The sequence below is a fragment of the Neisseria shayeganii genome (assembly GCF_014054965.1).
GTDB lineage: Bacteria > Pseudomonadota > Gammaproteobacteria > Burkholderiales > Neisseriaceae > Eikenella > Eikenella shayeganii.
Genome location: NZ_CP059567.1, coordinates 100,939 through 120,933, shown reverse-complemented (window position 1 = coordinate 120,933; position 19,995 = coordinate 100,939). Strand labels below are relative to the sequence as shown.

Annotated in this window: 17 protein-coding genes and 3 pseudogenes; 12 read left to right on the top strand and 8 right to left on the bottom strand. The window is 58.7% G+C overall.

Annotated features, from left to right (window positions below):
* The first annotated feature begins 233 nt into the window (after positions 1–233).
* From H3L94_RS00520 to bioB, 10 genes and pseudogenes are all read left to right on the top strand, one after another.
* The gene (locus tag H3L94_RS00520; protein ID WP_182122231.1) at positions 234–1,682 is read left to right on the top strand and encodes an OmpP1/FadL family transporter; all 1,449 of its coding nucleotides are present in this window, start codon (positions 234–236) and stop codon (positions 1,680–1,682) included.
* Positions 1,683–1,714: 32 nt separating this feature from the next.
* Positions 1,715–1,891: pseudogene (locus H3L94_RS12815) on the top strand (signal peptidase); the annotation flags it as partial.
* Positions 1,892–2,018: 127 nt separating this feature from the next.
* Positions 2,019–4,385: a 3-hydroxyacyl-CoA dehydrogenase/enoyl-CoA hydratase family protein gene (locus H3L94_RS00515; RefSeq protein ID WP_182122230.1), complete on the top strand. Its 2,367-nt coding sequence runs from the start codon at positions 2,019–2,021 to the stop codon at positions 4,383–4,385.
* A 68-nt stretch (positions 4,386–4,453) separates the two neighbouring features.
* Positions 4,454–4,933 (top strand): OsmC family protein, encoded by a 480-nt coding sequence (locus tag H3L94_RS00510; protein WP_182122229.1) that lies wholly within the window; start codon positions 4,454–4,456, stop codon positions 4,931–4,933.
* 31 nt (positions 4,934–4,964) lie between these two features.
* Entirely contained in the window at positions 4,965–5,279 is a 315-nt protein-coding gene (locus tag H3L94_RS00505) for a hypothetical protein (protein WP_182122228.1), read from the top strand.
* 84 nt (positions 5,280–5,363) lie between these two features.
* A complete protein-coding gene (locus H3L94_RS00500; RefSeq protein WP_182122227.1) occupies positions 5,364–6,563 on the top strand; it encodes an acetyl-CoA C-acyltransferase in 1,200 nt (399 codons plus the stop codon).
* An 87-nt stretch (positions 6,564–6,650) separates the two neighbouring features.
* Positions 6,651–6,901, top strand: a pseudogene (locus H3L94_RS12145) (hypothetical protein).
* Between the two features lie 30 nt (positions 6,902–6,931).
* Complete coding sequence (locus H3L94_RS00495; RefSeq protein ID WP_244958778.1) at positions 6,932–7,966, top strand: YeiH family protein; 1,035 nt, start codon at positions 6,932–6,934, stop codon at positions 7,964–7,966.
* Between the two features lie 22 nt (positions 7,967–7,988).
* On the top strand, positions 7,989–8,144 hold the full coding sequence (locus H3L94_RS12140; RefSeq protein WP_244958854.1) for a lipoprotein signal peptidase: 156 nt from the start codon (positions 7,989–7,991) through the stop codon (positions 8,142–8,144).
* 182 nt (positions 8,145–8,326) lie between these two features.
* The gene (gene bioB, locus H3L94_RS00490; protein WP_009119956.1) at positions 8,327–9,337 is read left to right on the top strand and encodes a biotin synthase BioB; all 1,011 of its coding nucleotides are present in this window, start codon (positions 8,327–8,329) and stop codon (positions 9,335–9,337) included.
* 31 nt (positions 9,338–9,368) lie between these two features.
* On the opposite strand, the gene H3L94_RS12135 is transcribed toward bioB, so the two are convergent.
* Positions 9,369–9,524 (bottom strand): lipoprotein signal peptidase, encoded by a 156-nt coding sequence (locus H3L94_RS12135; RefSeq protein ID WP_244958853.1) that lies wholly within the window; start codon positions 9,522–9,524, stop codon positions 9,369–9,371.
* A 58-nt stretch (positions 9,525–9,582) separates the two neighbouring features.
* On the opposite strand from H3L94_RS12135, the gene H3L94_RS00485 reads away from it, so the two are divergent.
* Both H3L94_RS00485 and H3L94_RS00480 read left to right on the top strand, forming a co-directional pair.
* A complete protein-coding gene (locus tag H3L94_RS00485; protein WP_182122225.1) occupies positions 9,583–10,272 on the top strand; it encodes a hypothetical protein in 690 nt (229 codons plus the stop codon).
* 77 nt (positions 10,273–10,349) lie between these two features.
* Positions 10,350–11,189: a class II glutamine amidotransferase gene (locus H3L94_RS00480; protein ID WP_182123070.1), complete on the top strand. Its 840-nt coding sequence runs from the start codon at positions 10,350–10,352 to the stop codon at positions 11,187–11,189.
* A gap of 301 nt (positions 11,190–11,490) precedes the next feature.
* On the opposite strand, the gene nadD is transcribed toward H3L94_RS00480, so the two are convergent.
* From nadD to H3L94_RS12920, 7 genes and pseudogenes are all read right to left on the bottom strand, one after another.
* Positions 11,491–12,093, bottom strand: coding sequence for a nicotinate-nucleotide adenylyltransferase (gene nadD, locus H3L94_RS00475; RefSeq protein WP_182122224.1), 603 nt, complete (start codon positions 12,091–12,093; stop codon positions 11,491–11,493).
* 95 nt (positions 12,094–12,188) lie between these two features.
* Positions 12,189–12,761, bottom strand: a complete 573-nt coding sequence (locus tag H3L94_RS00470; RefSeq protein WP_009119960.1) for a beta-class carbonic anhydrase — start codon at positions 12,759–12,761, stop codon at positions 12,189–12,191.
* 152 nt (positions 12,762–12,913) lie between these two features.
* Positions 12,914–13,318, bottom strand: coding sequence for a bacteriohemerythrin (locus H3L94_RS00465; protein ID WP_182122223.1), 405 nt, complete (start codon positions 13,316–13,318; stop codon positions 12,914–12,916).
* 245 nt (positions 13,319–13,563) lie between these two features.
* Positions 13,564–14,412, bottom strand: a complete 849-nt coding sequence (locus H3L94_RS00460) for an OmpA family protein (RefSeq protein WP_182122222.1) — start codon at positions 14,410–14,412, stop codon at positions 13,564–13,566.
* Between the two features lie 72 nt (positions 14,413–14,484).
* Positions 14,485–18,063, bottom strand: coding sequence for a YadA-like family protein (locus H3L94_RS00455; RefSeq protein ID WP_182122221.1), 3,579 nt, complete (start codon positions 18,061–18,063; stop codon positions 14,485–14,487).
* A complete protein-coding gene (locus H3L94_RS00450; protein WP_182122220.1) occupies positions 18,047–18,553 on the bottom strand; it encodes an ESPR-type extended signal peptide-containing protein in 507 nt (168 codons plus the stop codon). Before H3L94_RS00450 ends, H3L94_RS00455 begins: the two co-directional genes overlap by 17 nt.
* 941 nt (positions 18,554–19,494) lie before the next feature.
* Positions 19,495–19,783, bottom strand: a pseudogene (locus tag H3L94_RS12920) (DUF3579 domain-containing protein); the annotation flags it as partial.
* Positions 19,784–19,995 lie beyond the last annotated feature (212 nt).

Genomic DNA, 19,995 nt, shown 5'->3' with positions numbered 1-19,995 from the left:
CCACGCTGCCGACCTGATGGCATTTTGCTTTCAGGTAGCCTTTTTTCCCCACGGCTTGATTTGTGAAGAAAGGCTACCTGAATGTAAAGAAATTATAAAGAAGCTCTAAATAGAGCCGCTACAAGGACCGGGGTTTGGTATAGAATGCCCACTCGTTTTATACCGCTTCAAGCCCCGATAACTCGGGCATTCCGGCAGTAGCCCTGCCTTGTCCCACTTCACAGGAGAAACCCATGAACCACTCAGTTTTGTTAAAAAGCAGCGTACTGCTGATTGCCACCGCCTTCAGCCTGCCCGCCTTGGCCTCCGGCTACCATTTCGGCACCCAATCGGTGAGCAGCCAGTCTACCGCCAACTCTTCGGCGGCCGAGGCAGCCGATCCCTCCACCCTGTTCTACAACCCCGCCGGCCTGACGCATCTGGAAGGCACCCAAGCCACCGTGAATGTGAACTTGGTGATGCCCAGCGTGAAATATTCCGATGCCAAAGCCTATTACCCCGGCCGCCCCGGCAGCCAAGAAGAGGTGAAAGGCCAAACCTCCGGCAGCATCGAGCCCAGCGATGTGGTGGTGGCGCCGCATATCTATGCCTCGCACAAACTCAACGACCGCTGGTCGCTCGGCCTCGGCGCCTATGTGCCCTTCGGTTCCGGCACCGAATACCAACGCGATTCCGTCTTGCGCTACAACCTCAACGAGCTGGGTCTGAAAACCATGGCCCTGCAGCCCACCGTAGCCTTTAAAATCAACGACAACCATTCCGTTGCCGTCGGTCTGGTGGCTCAACGCACCGAAGCGGAGCTGCGCCAATACGCCAACTTCGGCCCGGCATTGGCCGCAAGAGGCATCGGCCAAGGTTCCGGTAACGGCAATGCAGACGGCTATGCCAAAGTAGAAGGCGATGATTGGGGCTTCGGCTACAATCTCGCTTGGTTGTGGAACATCAACGACTCCGCCCGCCTCGGCGTGAACTACCGTTCCGCCATTCACCATACCTTGAAAGGTGAAGCCGAATGGCATCTGGACGGCGGCCTGTTCAACCGACGCGTCATCGGCCCTCAAGCGAAAAGAGGCATCCGCCGCGCAGGCTATGTAGAGCGTGAAGACGCCAACGTAAAAATCGTCACCCCCGAGTCACTGTCTGTGCACGGCATGTACAAGCTCAACCCGCGCTGGAGCCTGTTCGGCGACCTGACTTGGACCCGTCACTCCCGCTTCAACCGCGTCGAACTGAACTACGCCAACAACAAACTGGTTGCCAATCCGCAAACCGGTGCCAGCACCCAAAGCAACCAAACCATTCTCACCCCCGAATGGCGCGACACTTGGAAAGTGGGCCTCGGTGCCGCCTACCAAGTGAGCGATCCGCTGCAACTGCGTTTCGGCTGGGCGTATGACCAATCACCGGTGAAAAGCGCCGATCTGCGCATGAGCACCCTGCCCGATGCCAACCGTATGTGGTTCTCCGTGGGCGCCAAATACGATATCAATCCCAACCACACCTTGAATGCCGCCTACAGCTATCTGCACATTCAAAAATCCAGCGCCAACGTGAACGGCTGGTGCGGCGGCACCGCTGCCGGTGCCGGCTCGCAAGCTTGTGTGTCCAGCCGCACCAATGGCTCGGCCAACTTCAAGAGCCACGCCCACATTCTGGGTTTGCAGTACACCTATAAGTTTTAAGCTTTAAGTACCCGCATCAGGCTGCAGGCTGCCTGAAAGTACCATGCCTTTCAGGTAGCCTGAGACCTTTGCAAAACCCCCATCTGCGGCGCATTTCTGCGTTGTGCGCTGCTCGCTCACTTGCCTATCTATATGATATGTCTGCGTTCGCTGCGCTGCTACGCCTTGAACTGCATCCACATCTGGGAGTTTTGCAAAGGTCTCAGCCTGTTTTTATCGCCGCCCCCGATGCGGCACCCAGCCACGGCCTCAAGCCGCAGCCGGCTGACGCAAGCAGCACCGCCGTGTGTTTGCGCCAGCCTGTTGAAATCAATCAACCTCGCATAGGAGAACACCATGTCCCAAACCAAATTCCGCATCCGCAAAGTCGCCGTGTTGGGCGCCGGGGTGATGGGGGCGCAGATTGCCGCCCATCTGGCCAACGCTAAAGTGCCCACCGTGCTGTTTGACCTGCCGGCCAAAGAAGGCCCGAAAAACGGCATCGTGCAAAAAGCGCTCGACGCCCTGAAAAAACAAAAACCCGCCCCCCTGGCCCACAAAGCCACCCTGGGCTACATCACCGCCGCCAACTATGACGACGACTTGGCGCAACTGGCCGACTGCGATCTGGTGATCGAAGCCGTGGCCGAGCGTTTGGACATCAAAGAATCGCTTTACGGCAAAGTAGCGCCGCATCTGGGCCAAGACACCATTTTCGCCACCAACACTTCCGGCCTCTCCATCGAAACCCTGGCCGCCAAATTCCCCGCCGAGTTGAAACACCGCTTCTGCGGCGTGCATTTCTTCAACCCGCCGCGCTATATGCACCTGGTGGAACTGATCCCCACCGCCGACACCGAACCGCGCTACCTCGACAACCTCGAGCGCTTCCTAGTGAGCACCCTGGGCAAAGGCGTGGTACGCGCCAAAGACACCCCCAACTTCGTCGGCAACCGCATCGGCGTATTCTCCATGCTGGCCACCATCTACAACGCCGAGAAATTCGGCCTGCGCTTTGACGTGGTGGACGACCTCACCGGCAAACGCCTGGGCCGCCCCGGCTCCGCCACCTTCCGCACCGCCGACGTCGTGGGTCTCGACACCTTCGCCCACGTGGCCAAAACCATGGAAACCCAGCTGCCCGACGACGCCTGGCACGCCCATTTCAGCCTGCCGCAATGGCTGCACACCCTGATTGAAAACGGCGCCCTCGGCGCCAAAACCAAGGCCGGCATCTTCAAAAAAGAAGGCAAGCGCATCATGATGTTCGACCCGGCCGCGGGCGACTATGTGCCGAGCAACCAAAAAGCCGACCCCGCCGTAACCGAAATTCTGAAAGAAGCCGACTGGGGCAAAAAACTGGCCGCCCTGCGCGCCAGCGAGCACCCGCAAGCCCAATTCCTGTGGGCCATCTTCCGCGACTGCTTCCACTACATCGCCGTACAGGCCGACAGCATCGCCAACACCGCCCGCGACATCGACTTCGCCATCCGCTGGGGCTTCGGCTGGGACTTAGGCCCGCTGGAAACCTGGCAGGCCGCCGGCGTACAGCAAGTGGCCGCCTGGATTGAAGAAGACATCGCCGAGGGCAAAACCATGAGCAAGGCCCCGCTGCCCGCCTGGCTCAAAGGCGTGGACGCCTTCCACAACGACGAAGGCAGCCTGCATTTTGCCAGCGGCCGCTACGAACCGCGCTCCGCATTGGATGTCTATCAGCGCCAATACGTGCCCGCCAAACTGTTGGGCGAGAGCGACAAAGTATTGGGCGAAACCGTATTTGAAACCGATGTCATCCGCGCCTTCACCCTCGACAACCGCGTGCTGGTGGTGGAAAACCGCAACAAAATGCGCGCCATCAGCAAAGACGTGCTCGACGGCCTCAACCGCGCACTCGACATCGCCGAAGAGCGCTTCGACGCCTTGGTGCTGTGGGCGCCAGACGCCCCCTTCTCGGTGGGCGCCGACCTCAAATCGATGATGCCCGAATTCGCCACCGGCAACTTCGCCGCCATCGAGAAAATCGTCAAGCTGTTCCAAGACACCGCCATGCGCCTGCGTTACAGCCAAATCCCCACCGTGGCCGCAGTGCAGGGCTTCGCCTTCGGCGGCGGCTGCGAATTTGTGATGCACAGCAATAAAGTGGTGGCCGCGCTCGAAAGCTACATCGGCCTGGTGGAAGTGGGCGTGGGCCTGATTCCGGCCGGCGGCGGCACCAAAGATTTCGCCCTGCGCGCCGCCCGCGCCAGCCAAGGCGACCTCTTGGCCGCGCTGAAAGATCGCTACATGAATCTGGCCATGGCCAAAGTGGCCACCAGCGCGCTGGAAGCCAAAGAAACCGGCCACCTCAGCGAAGATGCTGTTGTCGTGTTCAACGCCTACGAGCTGTTGTACGTGGCGCTCAACGAAGCCCGCGCCATGGCCGACGCCGGCTTCCGCCCCGAAGTGCCGCAAACCTTCAAAGTGGCCGGCCGCCCCGGCGCCGCCTCCATCAAAGGCCAGCTCATCAACATGAAAGAAGGCGGCTTCATCAGCGAATACGACTTCTTCCTCGGCAGCCAAATCGCCTGGGTGATGACCGGCGGCGACGTGGACGAAGGCACGCTGGTGGACGAACAATGGATTCTTGATCTGGAACGCAAAGTGTTCGTCGAACTCCTGCAACAGGAAAAAACCCTGGAGCGCATCGAAAACATGCTCTCCACCGGCAAACCGCTGCGCAACTAAGCACATTAGGCTACCTGAACGCCTTTCAGGTAGCCTGATGCCACCCCCGTGAAGCAAGGAGCAGCCCCATGAGCCGAACCCATCATTACCGCACCACCGTCACTTGGACCGGCAACCGCGGCCAAGGTACCACTACTTATACCGCCTACGACCGCGATTTCACGGCTGCCGCAGCCGGCAAGCCGGATATCGCCGGCTCGGCCGATCCCGCTTTCCGCGGCGATGCCGGGCGCTGGAACCCGGAAGATATGCTCTTGGCCGCCGCTTCCGCCTGTCACAAACTGTGGTATCTGCATCTGTGCGCGGTCAACGGCATCGTGGTGCAGGCGTACACCGACCACGCCGAAGCGGAAATGGACGAAGGCGACGCCGAGCAGCCGGGGCGATTTGTCTCCGCCACCCTGCGCCCGCAAGTGACCATTGCCGCCGGCAGCAATGCCGACTTGGCGCTGGCCCTGCACGCGCAAGCGCATCATGCCTGCTTTATTGCCAATTCGCTGAATTTTCCCTTGCACTGTGCCGCAGAAATTCAGGTGGCCGCCGCCTGATCCTACCCTGCCAACGTTTGGGAGCCGCATCATGATAAAACTTCACATCCCGCTGCTGGCTGCGAGCCTCAGCCTGCTGCTGGCTGCTTGCGCCACACCCGAAAGCCGTTTGGCCGACGCCCGCAATGTGTTTAACAGCGAGCGTTTTATCAGCCGTTGCAGCGCCCGCTTGGCGGGCAGCGGCACGCCGGCCCAAGTGCGCCAAGGCTGCCGCTGCGTGCACAACCAAGTGGTGCGCCATTACCGCACGCCCGAACGGCTGGCGCAAAGCAGCCGCAGCGAATTCGACCGCGTGGGCGCCGAAGCTGCCCGCCGCTGTGCCGACCAAGTGCGGCGCCGACGCTAAACCCATCACATCCACCCCATACCGCCTGACCCCGCTCAGGCTACCTGAACGCCACACCGTGGCGACCCTGACCAGGAGAACCTTATGACCCAATTTCGAGACGCCTATATTGTTGCCGCCACCCGCACCCCGGTAGGCAAAGCCCCGCGCGGCATGCTGCGCACCACCCGCCCCGACGACATGCTGGCCCATGTGATCAAAAGCGTGATCGGCCAGGTGCCCGAATTCGACCTGCGCGAAATCAACGATGTCGTAGTCGGCTGCGCCTTCCCCGAAGCCGAGCAGGGCCTGAATATGGCGCGCATCGGCGTGCTGCTGGCCGGCCTGCCCAACACCGTTTCCGGCATCACCATCAACCGCTATTGCTCTTCCGGCATCAACGCCCTGCAAATCGCCGCCGACCGCGTGCGCACCGGCGAAGCCGAGATCGCCATTGCCGCCGGCAGCGAGAGCATGTCGATGGTGCCGATGATGGGCAACAAAGTGTCGCTCAACCCCGCCGTGTTCGAGAAAGACGAAAACTACGCCATTGCCTACGGCATGGGCCTCACCGCCGAGAAAGTGGCTGAGCAATGGGGCGTGAGCCGCGAAGACCAAGACGCCTTCGCCGTGGAAAGCCACCGCCGTGCGCTGGCCGCCATTGAAGCCGGCAAATTCAAGGCCGAAATCAGCCCCATCGAAGCCGTGTACCGCACCGCCGATTTGGCCAGCCGCGAAGCCAAAGAAATCCGCAAACTGTGCGACACCGACGAAGGCCCGCGCCCCGGCACCTCCATGGAAGGCCTGGCCAAGTTGAAACCGGTGTTTGCCGCCAAAGGCAGCGTGACCGCCGGCAACTCCTCGCAAATGTCCGACGGCGCCGGCGCGCTGCTGGTGGTGAGCGAAGAGGTGCTCAAACGCTACAACCTCACCCCCATCGCCCGCTATGCCGGTTTCGCCGTGCGCGGCGTGCCGCCCGAAATCATGGGCATCGGCCCCAAAGAAGCGATTCCGGCGGTACTGAAATCGGCCGGCAAAACCCTGGCCGACATCAAATGGATGGAGCTGAACGAAGCCTTCGCCGCCCAAGCGCTGGCGGTGTGCCGCGACCTGAATCTGGACATGGACGTGGTCAACCCCAACGGCGGCGCCATCGCCCTGGGCCACCCGCTGGGCGCCACCGGTGCCATCCGCGCCGCCACCGCCATCCACGGCATGCGCAACCGCGGCGAAACCGGCTATGCCATGGTGACCATGTGTATCGGCACCGGCATGGGCGCCGCCGGCCTGATTGAAGTGCTGTAATCCTTTCTTCACGGCATCGGGCTACCTGAAAGCAGAAAACGGCTTTCAGGTAGCCTTTTATTTTGCCTGGAAGGTAGGCTGAGACCTTTGCAAAACCCCCATCTGCGGCGCATTTCTGCGTTGTGCGTTTATGCCCTATGGGTACTGCTCGCTCGCTTGCCTATCCAGATGATATGTCTTCGCTCGCTGCGCTGCTACGCCTTGAACTGCATCCACATCTGGGGGTTTTGCAAAGGTCTCAGGCTGAATGCGTCGCTGCCTGCGGAACCGCCATTCTTGGCCGCCCCGCCCGCAGTCACACCACAAAACCGCCGCGTCCAAGCCGAATCGGCCTATAATGCCGCCCCTTTGCCATGGCTTCTGCTGTTATGTCCCGTTTCTTTGCTTTTTTCGTGCAACTGCTGCCCTTGGCCGCCGCGGCGGTCGTCTGCATGGCCGTGGCCGGCCTGCCCGTCTTGGCCGCCTACGGCATCAGTCCGCTCACCGTGGCGATTGTGGCGGGCATGGTGTTGGGCAACACGGTGTTCCCGCGCTTCGCCCCCCATCTGGCCGACGGCCTGGCTTTCAGCAAAACCCGTCTGCTGCGGCTGGGCATTGTGTTATACGGCCTGAAAATCACCCTGCCGCAACTGGCGGCCGCCGGCTGGCCGGCGCTGGCGGCGGACATCGGCATCGTGGCCGGCACCTTCCTGCTGGCGGTATGGCTGGGCAAACGCCTGCGCCTGCCGCCGCAAACCGCCGCCCTGATCGGCGCCGGCAGCGCCATCTGCGGCGCGGCGGCGGTGTTGGCCGCCCAGCCGGTGCTGAAAGCCGAAGAACGCGACGTCGGCGTGGCGGTGGCCACCGTGGTGGTGTTCGGCACGCTGGCGATGTTTGTTTATCCCATGCTGGCTGCCTGGCTGGTGCCGTCTGAAGCCGCCGATGCGGTTTGGTTTGGCTGGGGCCTCTACACCGGCGCCAGCGTGCACGAAGTAGCGCAAGTGGCGGCTGCCGGCGCCGCCATCCACCCGCTCGCCGCCGACGTGGCGGTGATCACCAAAATGATCCGCGTCATGCTGCTCGCCCCTTTCCTACTGACTCTGCCGTGGCTGATGCGCCGTCTGCACCCGCAAGATGGCGGCATCGGCAGCAGCCGGCTGACCATTCCGTGGTTCGCCCTCGGCTTTGTGGCCGTGGTGGTGCTCAACAGCCTGATCAGCCTGCCCGAAAGCTGGCATCAGGCCCTGATCCGTTTCGACACCTTTCTGCTCACCACCGCCATGTTCGCCCTGGGGCTGACCACGCGCTGGCACAGCGTGCGCCAGGCCGGCATCCGCCCCCTGCTGTTGGCCGGCTGTTTGGCGGCGTGGCTGCTGCTCGGCGGCGCGCTGCTTTCGTATGCCGCCTATTCCTTACTCGGCTGAAGCGCGGTTGTGATCCTGCAGGCTGAGACCTTTGCAAAACCCCCATCTGCGGCGCATTTCTGCGTTGTGCGCTGCTCGCTCGCTTGCCTATCTAGATGATATGTCTTCGCTCGCTGCGCTGCTACGCCTTGAACTGCATCCACATCTGGGGGTTTTGCAAAGGTCTCAGGCTACCTGAAAAATCAAGGCCACGCTTTCAGGTAGCCTGCCGCCCGATTTTTGGCTACACTCGCGCTTTTGCTGTTTTAGAGAAGAAACTTCACGCCGGCTTGCCGGCACCCTAAAGGCCGCGCAGACATTGCGCCTGCGGCGGCCGGTCGGCGACATTGCGACGCCGCAAACCCAGAAAAGGAACCCGCCATGAGCACCCTCTCCCCCATCGCCCTGCGCCGTCAAACCGAGCGCAAGCCCCATGCCACCGCCCAATACTGGCGCAAATGCCAAGTGGAAGAACTGTTCGCCCTGCCCTTTTTAGACCTGGTCTATCAAGCCGCCCAAATCCACCGCGAACACTTCAACCCGCGCGAAATCCAACTCTCCACCCTGCTCTCCATCAAAACCGGCGGCTGCCCGGAAGACTGCGAATACTGCCCGCAATCGGCGCACTACAACACCGGCCTCGAAAAAGCCAAAATGATGGACGTGGCGGAAATCGTCGAAAAAGCCCGCATCGCCAAATCGCGCGGCGCCAGCCGCTTCTGCATGGGCGCCGCCTGGCGCGGCCCCAAACCCAAAGACGTAGAAACCGTATCCGAAATCATCAAAGCCGTGAAAGGCCTGGGCTTGGAAACCTGCGGCACCTTCGGCATGCTGGAAGACGGCATGGCCGAAGATTTGAAAAACGCCGGCCTCGACTACTACAACCACAACCTCGACACCGACCCCGAACGCTACAACGACATCATCCACACCCGCCGGCATGAAGACCGCATGGATACCTTGGGCAAAGTGCGCGGCGCCGGCTTGAAAGTGTGCTGCGGCGGCATCGTGGGCATGAACGAAACCCGCCCCGAACGCGCCGGCTTAATCGCCAGCCTGGCCAATCTCGACCCTCAGCCCGAAAGCGTGCCGATCAACCAATTGGTGAAAGTCGAAGGCACGCCGCTCGCAGACGCCGAAGACTTGGATTGGACAGAGTTTGTGCGCACCATCGCCGTTGCCCGCATCACCATGCCGAAAAGCTATGTGCGCCTGTCGGCCGGCCGCAGCGACATGCCCGAAGCCATGCAGGCACTGTGCTTTATGGCCGGTGCCAACTCGATTTTCTACGGCGACAAACTGCTCACCACCGAAAACCCCGAAGAAGACGGCGACCGCCTGCTGATGCACAAACTGGACCTCTATCCCCTGCAGCATCAGGCCGATGCCTGACAGACAAACCACAGGCTACCTGAAACCCTTTTCAGGTAGCCTGAGACCTTTGCAAAACCCCCAGATGTGGATGCAGTTCAAGGCGTAGCAGCGCAGTGAGTGCAGACATATCATGAAGATAGGCAAGCGAGCGAGCAGCGCACAACGCAGAAATGCGCCGCAGATGGGGGTTTTGCAAAGGTCTCAGCCTGAATCTTTGTTTCTCATCCCAACGGGCAAAAACAAGATAAGGAGAACCGCCCGTGATGCCTCAGCATCCATCCCCAGACCCCGACTCTGCCGCCCAAGCGCGCCACGCCCGCCTCCGCAAGCTCGGCGGCCTGCTCCTCGCCTGTTTTGCCGCCGCGATATTCCCCGCCTGGTTCGGCTTGATCATGCTCGCCGCTCAGCTGGGCTGGGCAGTTTCCGCCACCCAACTGATGGCTTGGCTGGCATCCGCCCTGTTGGCCTGCGGGGTTTGGCCGTGGATACTGTATATGATGTACTACGACCCCCAGCATCAGCCTGAATCCCGCTTGCCTGCGCAGCATAGGTGGTTCGACTCCCCTCCTGCCCCCATGCCGCCGCTCCCGCCGCTGAGCCGGGCCGACCGGGCGCTGCGGCTGCTAATTTTACTGCTGGGCATGGTGGCCCTGTTTTTCCTGTGCGGCAACGAAGCACCGTTTGCAGACCTCACAGAAGCGGTGTCCACCCTATCGGTGCAACCGCATGCCTACGGCTCCTTAAGCGGCTTTCTCGCCCTCATGCTGCTGGCCGCCATCGGTCCGCCGACACTCTACTTCGCCGACCACCAACTGGAGCAGACCCCGCCGAACAGCCTGCACCGCCTCATCTTGGCCCGGCAGACCCATTGGCTGGTCTGCGCCGGGCTGGCTTGGGCGGCCTGCTTCCTCGCCGGCCAAATGACCATTCCGATAATATTCGAATATCTCTAGGGCGTATCGCCGGCATGACAAAGCACCCGTTTTCAGGTAGCCTGCCGCCCTTGCTGTCTGAATCAAGGAACCCCGCCATGTGCCAGCTGTTGGGCATGAACTGCAACACCCCCACCGACATCGTGTTTTCCTTCGAAGGCTTCCGCCGCCGTGGCGGGCTCACCGACCACCATGCCGACGGCTTCGGCATCGGCTTTTTCGAAAACCGCGGCGTGCGCCTGTTTCACGACGACCAACCCAGCGCCCATTCGCCGGTGGCCGACCTGATCCGCGCCTACCAAATCAAATCGGAAAACGTCATCGCCCACATCCGCAAAGCCACCCAAGGGCGGGCCGAGCTGGTGAACACCCATCCGTTTATCCGCGAAATGTGGGGCGAATACTGGCTGTTCGCCCACAACGGCCATCTGGAAAACTTCCGCCCCGCCTTGGGGCAATACTACCGCCCGGTGGGCGGCACCGATTCCGAACGCGCCTTCTGCCACATACTCGAAGAACTGCGCCAGCGTTTCGACAGCAAGCCGCCCGCCCCCGTGCTGTTTGAAGCCCTCGCCGAGCTGACCGCCCGCATCCGCTGCCACGGCCTGTTCAACTTCATGCTTTCCAACGGCGACATCCTGTTTGCCCACGCCAGCACCCTGTTGCACTACATCGTGCGCCAAGCGCCGTTTGGAGAAGCGCAGCTGCTGGACGATGATGTGACGGTGGACTTTGCCGCCGTCACCACCCCCAACGACCGCGTGGCCGTGATCGCCACCCTGCCGCTCACCGGCAACGAAACATGGACCCAACTGGCGGTCAACGAGCTGGTGGCTTTCCGCGACGGCGACATCATCTTGCGCGACCGGCCTGCCGAACCGAAATACCTGCCGGTGGCCGAAGGTTTGGCTTTGGCGCGCGCCGTGGGCGCGGTATAACTTTGCAGTGAAAAAGCGTTCAGGTAGCCCAAGGGCTGAGACCTTTGCAAAACCCGCAGATGTGGATGCAGTTCCAGGCGTAGCAGCGCAGCGAACGCAGACATATCATATAGATAGGCAAGTGAGCGAGCAGCGCACAACGCAGAAATGCGCCGCAGATGGGGGTTTTGCAAAGGTCTCAGGCTACCTGAACGCTTTTATGTATGTGGTGCCATAAAACCTTAAAAATGCCCGCACCACCCGGTGCAGGCATCAAACCGCTGCGCTTTTGGGCTATGGCCTCCACCCTGTCTGCCAAGCCTCAGCGGTACAAGCCGTGCTGCCGGATATATTCGTTCACTGCCGGCGGCACCGCCCCGCTGACGCCTTGTTCCGCCAGCTCGCGGCGGATGGCGGTGGAGCTGATGTCCTGCGCTTCGGCCGGCAAAATCCGCACCCGGCCCTCAGTCAAAGCACCGGCCAGCCACTCTTGCAAAGGCGGCGGCACTTGCGCCAAGCTGAAACCGCTGCGCGGGGCCACCGCCAGGCCGGCCTGCCGCACCAAATCTTGCCAGCGGTGCCAAGTATGCAGCTGCAACAGGCTGTCCATGCCGAGCAAAAACCACAGCCGGGCCGCCGGAAAATGCTGGCGGAAAATCTGTACCGTATCGTAGGTGTAGGTGGCGCCGTCGCGCACCATATCGCAATCGCTGACGGCAAAACGGGCATCGGCCGCCACCGCCCGTTCCGCCATGGCCAAACGGTGGCGGGCGGGCGTGCGCGGCCGGTCTTTGTGGTAGGGGTCGCCGGCGGGCAGAAAAATCACGCTCTCCAGCGCCAATTCGTCGGCAAAAATGCGGGCGATGCGCAGGTGGTCGTTGTGGATGGGGTCGAAGGTGCCGCCGAACAGGCCGATGGCTTGCATAGATACTCCGTTTTCCAAACCTGTTTGTAGCCCGTGTTCAAAGTCTTCTTGTAAACCGGCGCTAGGTTTTCAGGTAGCCTGAGGGCAATGGTGATTTAAATCGCGCATTCGGTTTTGCCGTTCACCACCACCGTCAGCTTGCCGGTAGTGGGGTGGATCACCATACCGTGCACGGCTATGTTTTCGGGCATCAGCGGATGGCGGCGGATCACGCTCACGGTGTGGCGCACGCTGTCTTCCACGTCGTCAAAACCGGTCAGCCAGCCGTCAAGATTGATGCCGGCGTTGCGCAGGGTAACGATGCGGTCTTCGGGAATGCCCTGCTCCACGGCATGGCCGAGGAACTGCTCGGGATTGAGGCCGCGCATACCGCAATCGTGGTGGGCCACCACCATGATTTCTTCCACCTGCAGTTCCAGCACCGCCACCAATAGGCTGCGCATCACCGAACCCCAGGGATGGGTGACCACGGCGCCGGCATTACGGATCAATTTGGCATCACCGTTTTTGATGCCCATGGCCGCCGGCAGCAACTCCAAAATCCGAGTGTCCATGCACGAGAGAATCGCCAGTTTTTTTTCCGGAAATTTATTGCTGGAATAATGGATATATTCTCCCGCCTCTACAAATTGCCGGTTGTGATCGAGAATATCGTGCAGCAGACCCATGTCCGTTTCCTTTCGCTGGGTACTCAAAACTGAGGGCGCATTATAGCGGATATGCTTACCGGCTCCGATAAGCCAAACAGGCTACCTGAAAATTTTTCAGGTAGCCTGTTTGATGCACCGGCAGATACTGAAAACCTGCCGTCAGCGCGCACTCAACGCACACCGGCTTTTTTCACGCTGTCCACATAACCGTGGTCGTTCAAGCGGATGTGGCGGAACAGCCAGCCCTCCAAAAGATTGAGCAGCTCATCCAGCGCTTCGTTGTCGCCGTTGTTGTAGCGGCTTTGGAACATATTCATTTTGCTCACAAAATTGGCGTGCACTTTTTTATGCGGCTCAATCAGGTGGTAATCCGCCTCTTGCAGCATCATTTCTTCGTAGCTGAAATGCTCCACCGTGTAATCAATCAGGTGTTGAAACACTTCGCTGATGGCCTGTTTGTCGCCTTTTTCCTTGGCATCATACAAATCATTGATGTACTGCACCAATACTTTGTGCTGTTCATCGATGTCGTCGAAACCGGTATCCAGATCAGGGGTCCAATAAATGAATGGCATGTTTTTGCTCCCGCAATGGTTAAGAAATCGTTTTATTGATGCGGGATAACTTAACAATTCTGCCGCCAGAAATCAAGTTTCCGGCGCATGATGCGCCTGATTTTGCCATCCGGCTGTTGCGCTTTGGCAAGTCCGCTTACGGCCAAGCCGCTTGCTCCGGCTTTCTCGACCGCGCAAACATCATTCCAGGCAAAGAAAAACCTCCCGTCAAAGCGGGAGGTTTCCAAACATGGGCCCGGCGGCCATTAACGGCGGATGCCGTAACCGTCCACCTGAACCTCTACACGGCGGTTGGGTTGCAAGCAGGCAATCAGCTCGGCACGGTTGCCGGTGCGGTTGCACTGTTTCACCGGCTGGGTTTCACCCGCGCCGTAAGCACGGATTTTAGATGCCGGCAAGCCGCGCTCAATCAGATATTGGCGCACGGTTTGCGCACGCGCTTGAGACAGGCTTTGGTTGTAGGCATCGGAACCCAGATAGTCGGTATGACCGACAACGGTAATGCTGTTCAGCTCGGCAAAGCTTTGCAGCTTATTGGCCAAATCGTCCAGCTCCTGACGACCGCGCGGATTCAAATCGTTCATGCTGCTGCGGTCAAAAGCAAACAAAGCATCGGCGCCCAAGGTATAGCGCTCTTGTACCGGAGCGGCAGGAGCCGGAGTGGGAGCGGGTGCACCGCAAGCGGCATCAGACGGATCCACCGGATTCCAATGCGTGCTGCCTACGCGCATATTGCGGTCGAACAGGATTTTGTATTGGCAAGTGGTCACGTTGTCGGTGCCTTGGCCGGGCGTATGGAAGTGGAACAGATAAGTCCACTCGCGCGGACGCCACAGCTCATCGTAATGCGGGCGGCCCAGCAGATAGTACAGCTCGTCTTTGGTCAAACCGGGTTTCACTTGGTTCAAGCTGCCCAAGTCGGGGAAGGTACCGCGGTTTTTATGAAAGGTAACGCTGTCCCAACGCGGCCATTTCAGCTCGGCGGCAGCGGTGCCGTCGGCATTGATGCGGTTGGAAGACGAGGAGCAGGCAGCCAACACGGCGGCCGATACCGCCACCAGTGCCACGTGACGGGTGATCTGGATGAATTTCATTTTATTTCCTTTTATATCAGATATTCAGGCAGGCTACCTGAAAGCCTTTCAGGTAGCCTCTGCTTGACTCCGTTACCACTGGTAACCGGCACCTACGGAAGCACCGAAGTGGCCGCGCGAATTACCGGAAGCGGTACCTTTGATGATCCAGTTGCCGCCGTCGGAGATGGTGGAGAAGCCTACGGCGTAACCGGTTTCACCTTTGTAGTAACCGCCGCCTACGGCCACCATGCTCTTGCCGGGCAGATAAGCCTGCGGCAGGCCGGCAGTGGCAATGGCTTGCGCCACGCCCGCATTGGCGGTGTTTTCCACTTGGTTAACACGGTTTTCGATACCATTGAGGCGGCCTTGCAGCTGACCTGGGATGGTCACGTTCACGTTGTTGATCGCCTTGTTCAGTTGATCCACGTTCACCGCATCGGTGCCTGCCGTGCCTTCGGCCACGTTGGTAATCTTGTTACCGCCGTTGTTCAGGCCGTCGCCGGTGAGACTAACCGGTGCTTTGCCCTGAGCCGCAGGCGTGATGGTAACACCATTGCCGTTGGTGACGGTTTGGTTGCCGGCCGCATCCGTTGTGGTCACGCTGGTCAGCGTCATATTCGGATTGGTGGCTACCTGATAGTTGGTGACGCCGTTGGCGGTGGTCGGAGTTACCACAATATTGGTGCCAGCGGAAACGGTGTTGCGCTTGCCGGCCGCAGTGGCTACTTGAGCCAACTGGTCTTCGGTAGCAGCACGACCGCTAACCGGTGTACCGTTCCAAGTCGTGTTGGTCAAACCGCCGATGGTGCCGGCATTGCCATTGATGGTAACGGGATTGCCGCCTTGGGCAGGGCCGATATTAACTACCGGAGCCAAGGACAGATTCACGGTATCGCCGTTTTTCTGAGCCGTGATATTGCTGTCGCCTACCACGTTTTGTACCGCGGTATCGGCTTTAGCCAAGCTGTCTTTAGCCGCTTGCGACAAGTCCACAGCATAATCAGTTACACCATTAACAGGGGCCTTCGGTGTAACGGTAACCGCCGTGCTGCCAGCCGATACGCTGGCAGAAGTATCTGCCGCAGCCGCAGCCGCAGCCGCTAAGCGCTTCACATCACCAATGTTGGCACCGTTGGTGTCGGTATCTCCACCACTGGCCACATTGGTAATTTGCTTACCGCCTGCATCAATACCTGCCTTGGTCACGTTCGGGCCGCCAGTGATGGCCAAACCGTTGTCGTTCAACAAGGTATCGCCCGCTTTCACGCTGGTTACCGCCAAATCAGGGTTCAGTTTGATTTGCAAACCAGCAACCGTGGCTTCTGTGGTGATATTGGTGTCACCGGAAACTTTTAAGCTCTCGCCCAGTTTTCTGGCTCCAGTGGTACCAGTATCGCCTGCAAAATCCAAACCTTTATTGTCTACGGCATCTTTGGCTGCGACACCTTGGGCAATATCGGTTTTCACTTGATCAGCCAAACCCACGGTGTAGACTGGCGCTTCCGGTGTGCCGCTTTGCGCGACAACGGTCTCGCCTGCTGTTGCTGCTACAGTGGTCACAGTGTCTTTAGCATTCACTGTATATTCAATACCGCCGGCAGCGTTCACACCTTCATCAACGGTAACGTTGGTACCCGCTTTAACCGTATTGTGCTTGCCAGCCTGAGCCTGTACTGCTTGCAACTGAGACACGTTAACAGCATCTGTCGGTGCAACACCATTGGCAACACCGCTGATGACTTTGTCACCTGCATTGATGCCGGCTTTGGTAATGCTCGGTCCACCAATAATAGCCAAACCGTTGTCGTCTACCTTGGTATCGCCCATCACCACGCTGCCGTTATTGCCCAGGTCGATGTTCTCGGCCAGTTTCACGTTCAGCGTACCGGTTTGCGGATCAGCTTCCACGCCGATATTGCCATTGGTCAGATTGCCAGTAGCGCCACCTTTGATGTTGACGGTCGAACCCAGCTTGCGTTCCACATTACCGCCGCTGTCGCCGGCAAAGGTCAGCGGTTTCACTACTTCGTCGTTCAGGTTTTTCAGCGCATCGGCAACATTGTTAGCCGGGTTGTATTGCGTACCATCAGTTTTAGTGATGGTATAACTCGGTGCAATGAATGTACCCGCGGGGATTGCTGGATTGCTACCATCTGCAATGGCTGCGCCACCACCCAATGCATCTGCTGCGCCTTTGAGCTGGCTCACGTTTACGGCATCGGTGTTATTTACGCCGGGAGCAACATTAGCCAATGTCATCGCATAGGTCGTCTGACCAATGGCATTTTGCATAGAGGCAATCACATTCGGCGGGTCTACCTCATTTCCACCGCCATTCGGCTGGGTATAGAACTTGTCATCGGTATGTTTGTACAGCTTATTACCTGCAGCATCGGTATACACCACCGGCAATTGTGCACTCTCAGCTTGACCTTGGGCATTCATGCCGATGGTGATGGTGGTTTTGGCTCCGTCAGTATTCGTGGTAACCGTGGCGCCATTGGCTCCGACAAAGTTCACCGTATCGTAGGGACGAACAAAATCGGTAGGCGCACCGCCAACTTGCAGGTTCCAACCAGCATTTAGCACATCGCCCACTGTTGCAGCGTTACCAATGGCCGGATTGGCCGGCGCGGTTTGCGCGGTGGTCGGGGTACCGGTGCTGGTGGTTACGGGCAGATTGGCAGCCAAGCCGCTGATATTGCCTGCGGTGCCGTTGATGGTAATCGGGCTACCACCACTATTCGGACCGATGGTCACGACAGGCGCCAGATTAAAGTTGACATTATTACTTGTGGCATCTTTACTGATCACAAGATTGCCATCACCGCTACTCAAATCAACCTTTTCGCCGGGGTTGACCAGAGAAGCCGTGCTGGTTTCACCCTGAGCGGTCAGCGTAAAGCCGCTGTTGTTGATGGCGTTGGCAATACCTTCAGCGGTAACCATTTTGGCGTTATCCGGGGCATTTGGCACGTTTACCTTACCGTCGGTATGGGCCAAGGTGGTGGTTTCAATGGCCGGCGTTGCTGCCACATCAAAAGTGACTTTGGTGACACCGTCGGCTTCAGTCGTGACGTTGGCTGTGGTTCCATTGCCATTTACAAACTGCACTTTGTCACCAGGCGTCACCGTGCCTTTTACTGCTCCGCCATTGTCCAGCACCTGCCAACCTTGGTTGATGTAGGTATTCAGCTGGGTAACGGCATCTCCGACATTATTCGCGGTAGTAGCCGCAGTATTACCGGCCGCATTGGTGTAGGTAACCGGAGCACCGGCAGCATTCACTACAGTGTAAGTGGGTGCAGTATAGGCATTGTTAGCCGGATCGTAGTTAGCTCCACCACCCAAAGCGGTAGTGTTGCCAGCTGCTTGCAGCTTAGCATCTTCCACTTGATTGGCCACAGCTTTCAATTGAGATACGTTTACCGCATCGCTGTTTTCGGTACCGGCTGCAACATGGGTAATTTGGCGGGTTTCCAGCTCGCCCGCTTGGGTTTTACCGCCTACAGACACCTCACCTAAAGTGTTTTTCGCAGTGGCAGCCACCGCATCTTTATCGGCCTGATCGGCAATGCCCAATACATAAACTTGATTGTTTGCCAGCACCGGGGCAGCCTCTGCGGTGGCAGAAGCAGTAAATCTTGCACGATCAGCAATTAGTGGCATTAGCACCATCCCCCACCGCCAAAGCAGATTGACCGGTTGCTTTTGCCGCATTACCTACGGAAACCGCATTGTTTTTATTAGATACCGCGCTAGTACCGAATGCAATCGCATTTTTCGCGGCATTAACTTCCGCGTTACTACCGAATGCAATCGAACTTTGCGCCGTGGCTGAGTCACCTGTTACCTTGGCATTGGTACCGATAGCGGTGGAATCCTGGCCTGCGGCCGCACTTGTACTGGTACCACCGGTGTGCACTACGACAGCACCGCTAGCAGCGCCATCGACAATGGTCGCCGCCACCGCCTGCCCGCCCATCAGCAATACAGCGGAAGCCGCAGCCGTCATCATAAAGCGCGAACCGCCCAAGCCCAGCTCGCTTAAAACAGAGCCGCCGGATTTACTCGATTTCCCGCGGGCTTTGGCCGTTTCCTGCACGGCCACCCATGTGTTGGTGTGCTCGTTCCATACGGTACGATAAACCTTATTCATATTTTCATTCCTTCTCATTGAGGTGATCAATTCACACAGCCGAACGCTCCGGCCGATCCGCCCAGCCAACCCATCCGCAACCGATTTAAGGCATCAGCCCATTGGCAAAGCCATACGGAGCGATTCGGATTGGATTTGGCATCCATGGTTCGGCAGATTGTCAGTCAGATTATCCAAACCTGCGGCTTGGGATAACACATTATTGCTTGTTTACACAAACAATCGACAGCTGCACTCAGTAAAGCATCATACCGGCTTTTCTTTACGAAAACTAGAAACCGGCTGCTCCGCCTTGGGAAAGACGGCTTATTTACAACAAGCCTTTTCTCAAGGAAAACAGCCGGATAAGCAAAAAAAGCCCATCCAATTAACAGAAGTTTATATTTTTTTTACGAAAACCATGCTTTCCGCGCCAAACCCAGCTGCCAACAGAGTTTGCCAAACCTCACGGTGGGGTTCGCCAACGGGCGCGTTGGTATGTATCCGCACACATTGCGCCTCGCGGGCAAGATCGGCCAAGCAATCCAGCAAGCGGGCCAGAACCGAATCTGCCGCCTGCGGGGTGGCGCTCAAGGTATCGATATATAAGGTGCTGCCGCCGTGCAGGCTGTCGTTCAGGTAAAACAGACAGGCGGCGACGGCTTGGCCGTTGGCATCAAAACAAGCCGCCACCCGACGGCCTTGGCCGTGCAGTTTGGCCAGGCGCTGGCTGAAGTGTACCTGCCCCAAAGCTTCCGGCAATATGGGGCGGAAGGCGGGGTAGGCGCAATGCAGCTCGCCGGCATCCAGCTCGCGGGCTTCGAAATGGGCAGCCTGTTCGACCGCCGCTGTTTGACCTGAGGACGGATGCGCTTGCGCTTTGCTCTCAGCGGCGGCTTGGGAGTCTGCCTCGGCCTTGGCCTGCAAAGCGCTGTCCAAGAGGGTGCCTTCCGCTGCATTTTGCTCTTCCAACAAGGCTTTGCAATCGATCACGCGCAAATCGTTGTCTTGGGCGAAATCCATCAGAAAGCGGAACATGGATTCGTTGATTTGCTCGAGTTTTTTATCTACGGCCACGCAGCGCACATTGTCCACCAAAATGGGGCGCACCCAATCGTGATAGGAAAGCCGGTTGTTGTCGAACGAAGACAAGATGCCGCACAAACGCTCCGACCAATCGCTGGGGCGGAAGGTTTTGCCGTTGCTGGTGATGCCTTGTATAACGATTTCGTAAGGGTTGCAAATCAACATGGATGAGGTCTTTCAGGTAGCCTGCGGGCTTAGGCAAATCATGATTTGGAATGACATTGATTATAGCCGACCGCCCATAGCGGCAACAGGGTAAATTAAGCAGGGGCGGTGCTTTCGTGGCATTTTCCCCTTATAAAGCCGAACAACTACTCTTGCCAATGTGCTTTAGGCTACCTGAAAGGGCAAACATTATCAGAACCCTATAACAAAAA

What these genes read in the sequence shown, in the direction of transcription:
- H3L94_RS00520 (WP_182122231.1), top strand. Translation starts at nt 234, where the DNA reads ATGAACCACTCAGTTTTGTTAAAAAGCAGCGTACTGCTGATTGCCACC.
- H3L94_RS00460 (WP_182122222.1), bottom strand. Translation starts at nt 14,412, where the DNA reads ATGAAATTCATCCAGATCACCCGTCACGTGGCACTGGTGGCGGTATCG.
- nadD (WP_182122224.1), bottom strand. Translation starts at nt 12,093, where the DNA reads ATGCAAGCCATCGGCCTGTTCGGCGGCACCTTCGACCCCATCCACAAC.
- bioB (WP_009119956.1), top strand. Translation starts at nt 8,327, where the DNA reads ATGAGCACCCTCTCCCCCATCGCCCTGCGCCGTCAAACCGAGCGCAAG.
- H3L94_RS00450 (WP_182122220.1), bottom strand. Translation starts at nt 18,553, where the DNA reads ATGAATAAGGTTTATCGTACCGTATGGAACGAGCACACCAACACATGG.
- H3L94_RS00495 (WP_244958778.1), top strand. Translation starts at nt 6,932, where the DNA reads ATGTCCCGTTTCTTTGCTTTTTTCGTGCAACTGCTGCCCTTGGCCGCC.
- H3L94_RS00485 (WP_182122225.1), top strand. Translation starts at nt 9,583, where the DNA reads ATGCCTCAGCATCCATCCCCAGACCCCGACTCTGCCGCCCAAGCGCGC.
- H3L94_RS00505 (WP_182122228.1), top strand. Translation starts at nt 4,965, where the DNA reads ATGATAAAACTTCACATCCCGCTGCTGGCTGCGAGCCTCAGCCTGCTG.
- H3L94_RS00515 (WP_182122230.1), top strand. Translation starts at nt 2,019, where the DNA reads ATGTCCCAAACCAAATTCCGCATCCGCAAAGTCGCCGTGTTGGGCGCC.
- H3L94_RS00510 (WP_182122229.1), top strand. Translation starts at nt 4,454, where the DNA reads ATGAGCCGAACCCATCATTACCGCACCACCGTCACTTGGACCGGCAAC.
- H3L94_RS00455 (WP_182122221.1), bottom strand. Translation starts at nt 18,063, where the DNA reads ATGCCACTAATTGCTGATCGTGCAAGATTTACTGCTTCTGCCACCGCA.
- H3L94_RS00480 (WP_182123070.1), top strand. Translation starts at nt 10,350, where the DNA reads ATGTGCCAGCTGTTGGGCATGAACTGCAACACCCCCACCGACATCGTG.
- H3L94_RS00500 (WP_182122227.1), top strand. Translation starts at nt 5,364, where the DNA reads ATGACCCAATTTCGAGACGCCTATATTGTTGCCGCCACCCGCACCCCG.
- H3L94_RS00465 (WP_182122223.1), bottom strand. Translation starts at nt 13,318, where the DNA reads ATGCCATTCATTTATTGGACCCCTGATCTGGATACCGGTTTCGACGAC.
- H3L94_RS00470 (WP_009119960.1), bottom strand. Translation starts at nt 12,761, where the DNA reads ATGGGTCTGCTGCACGATATTCTCGATCACAACCGGCAATTTGTAGAG.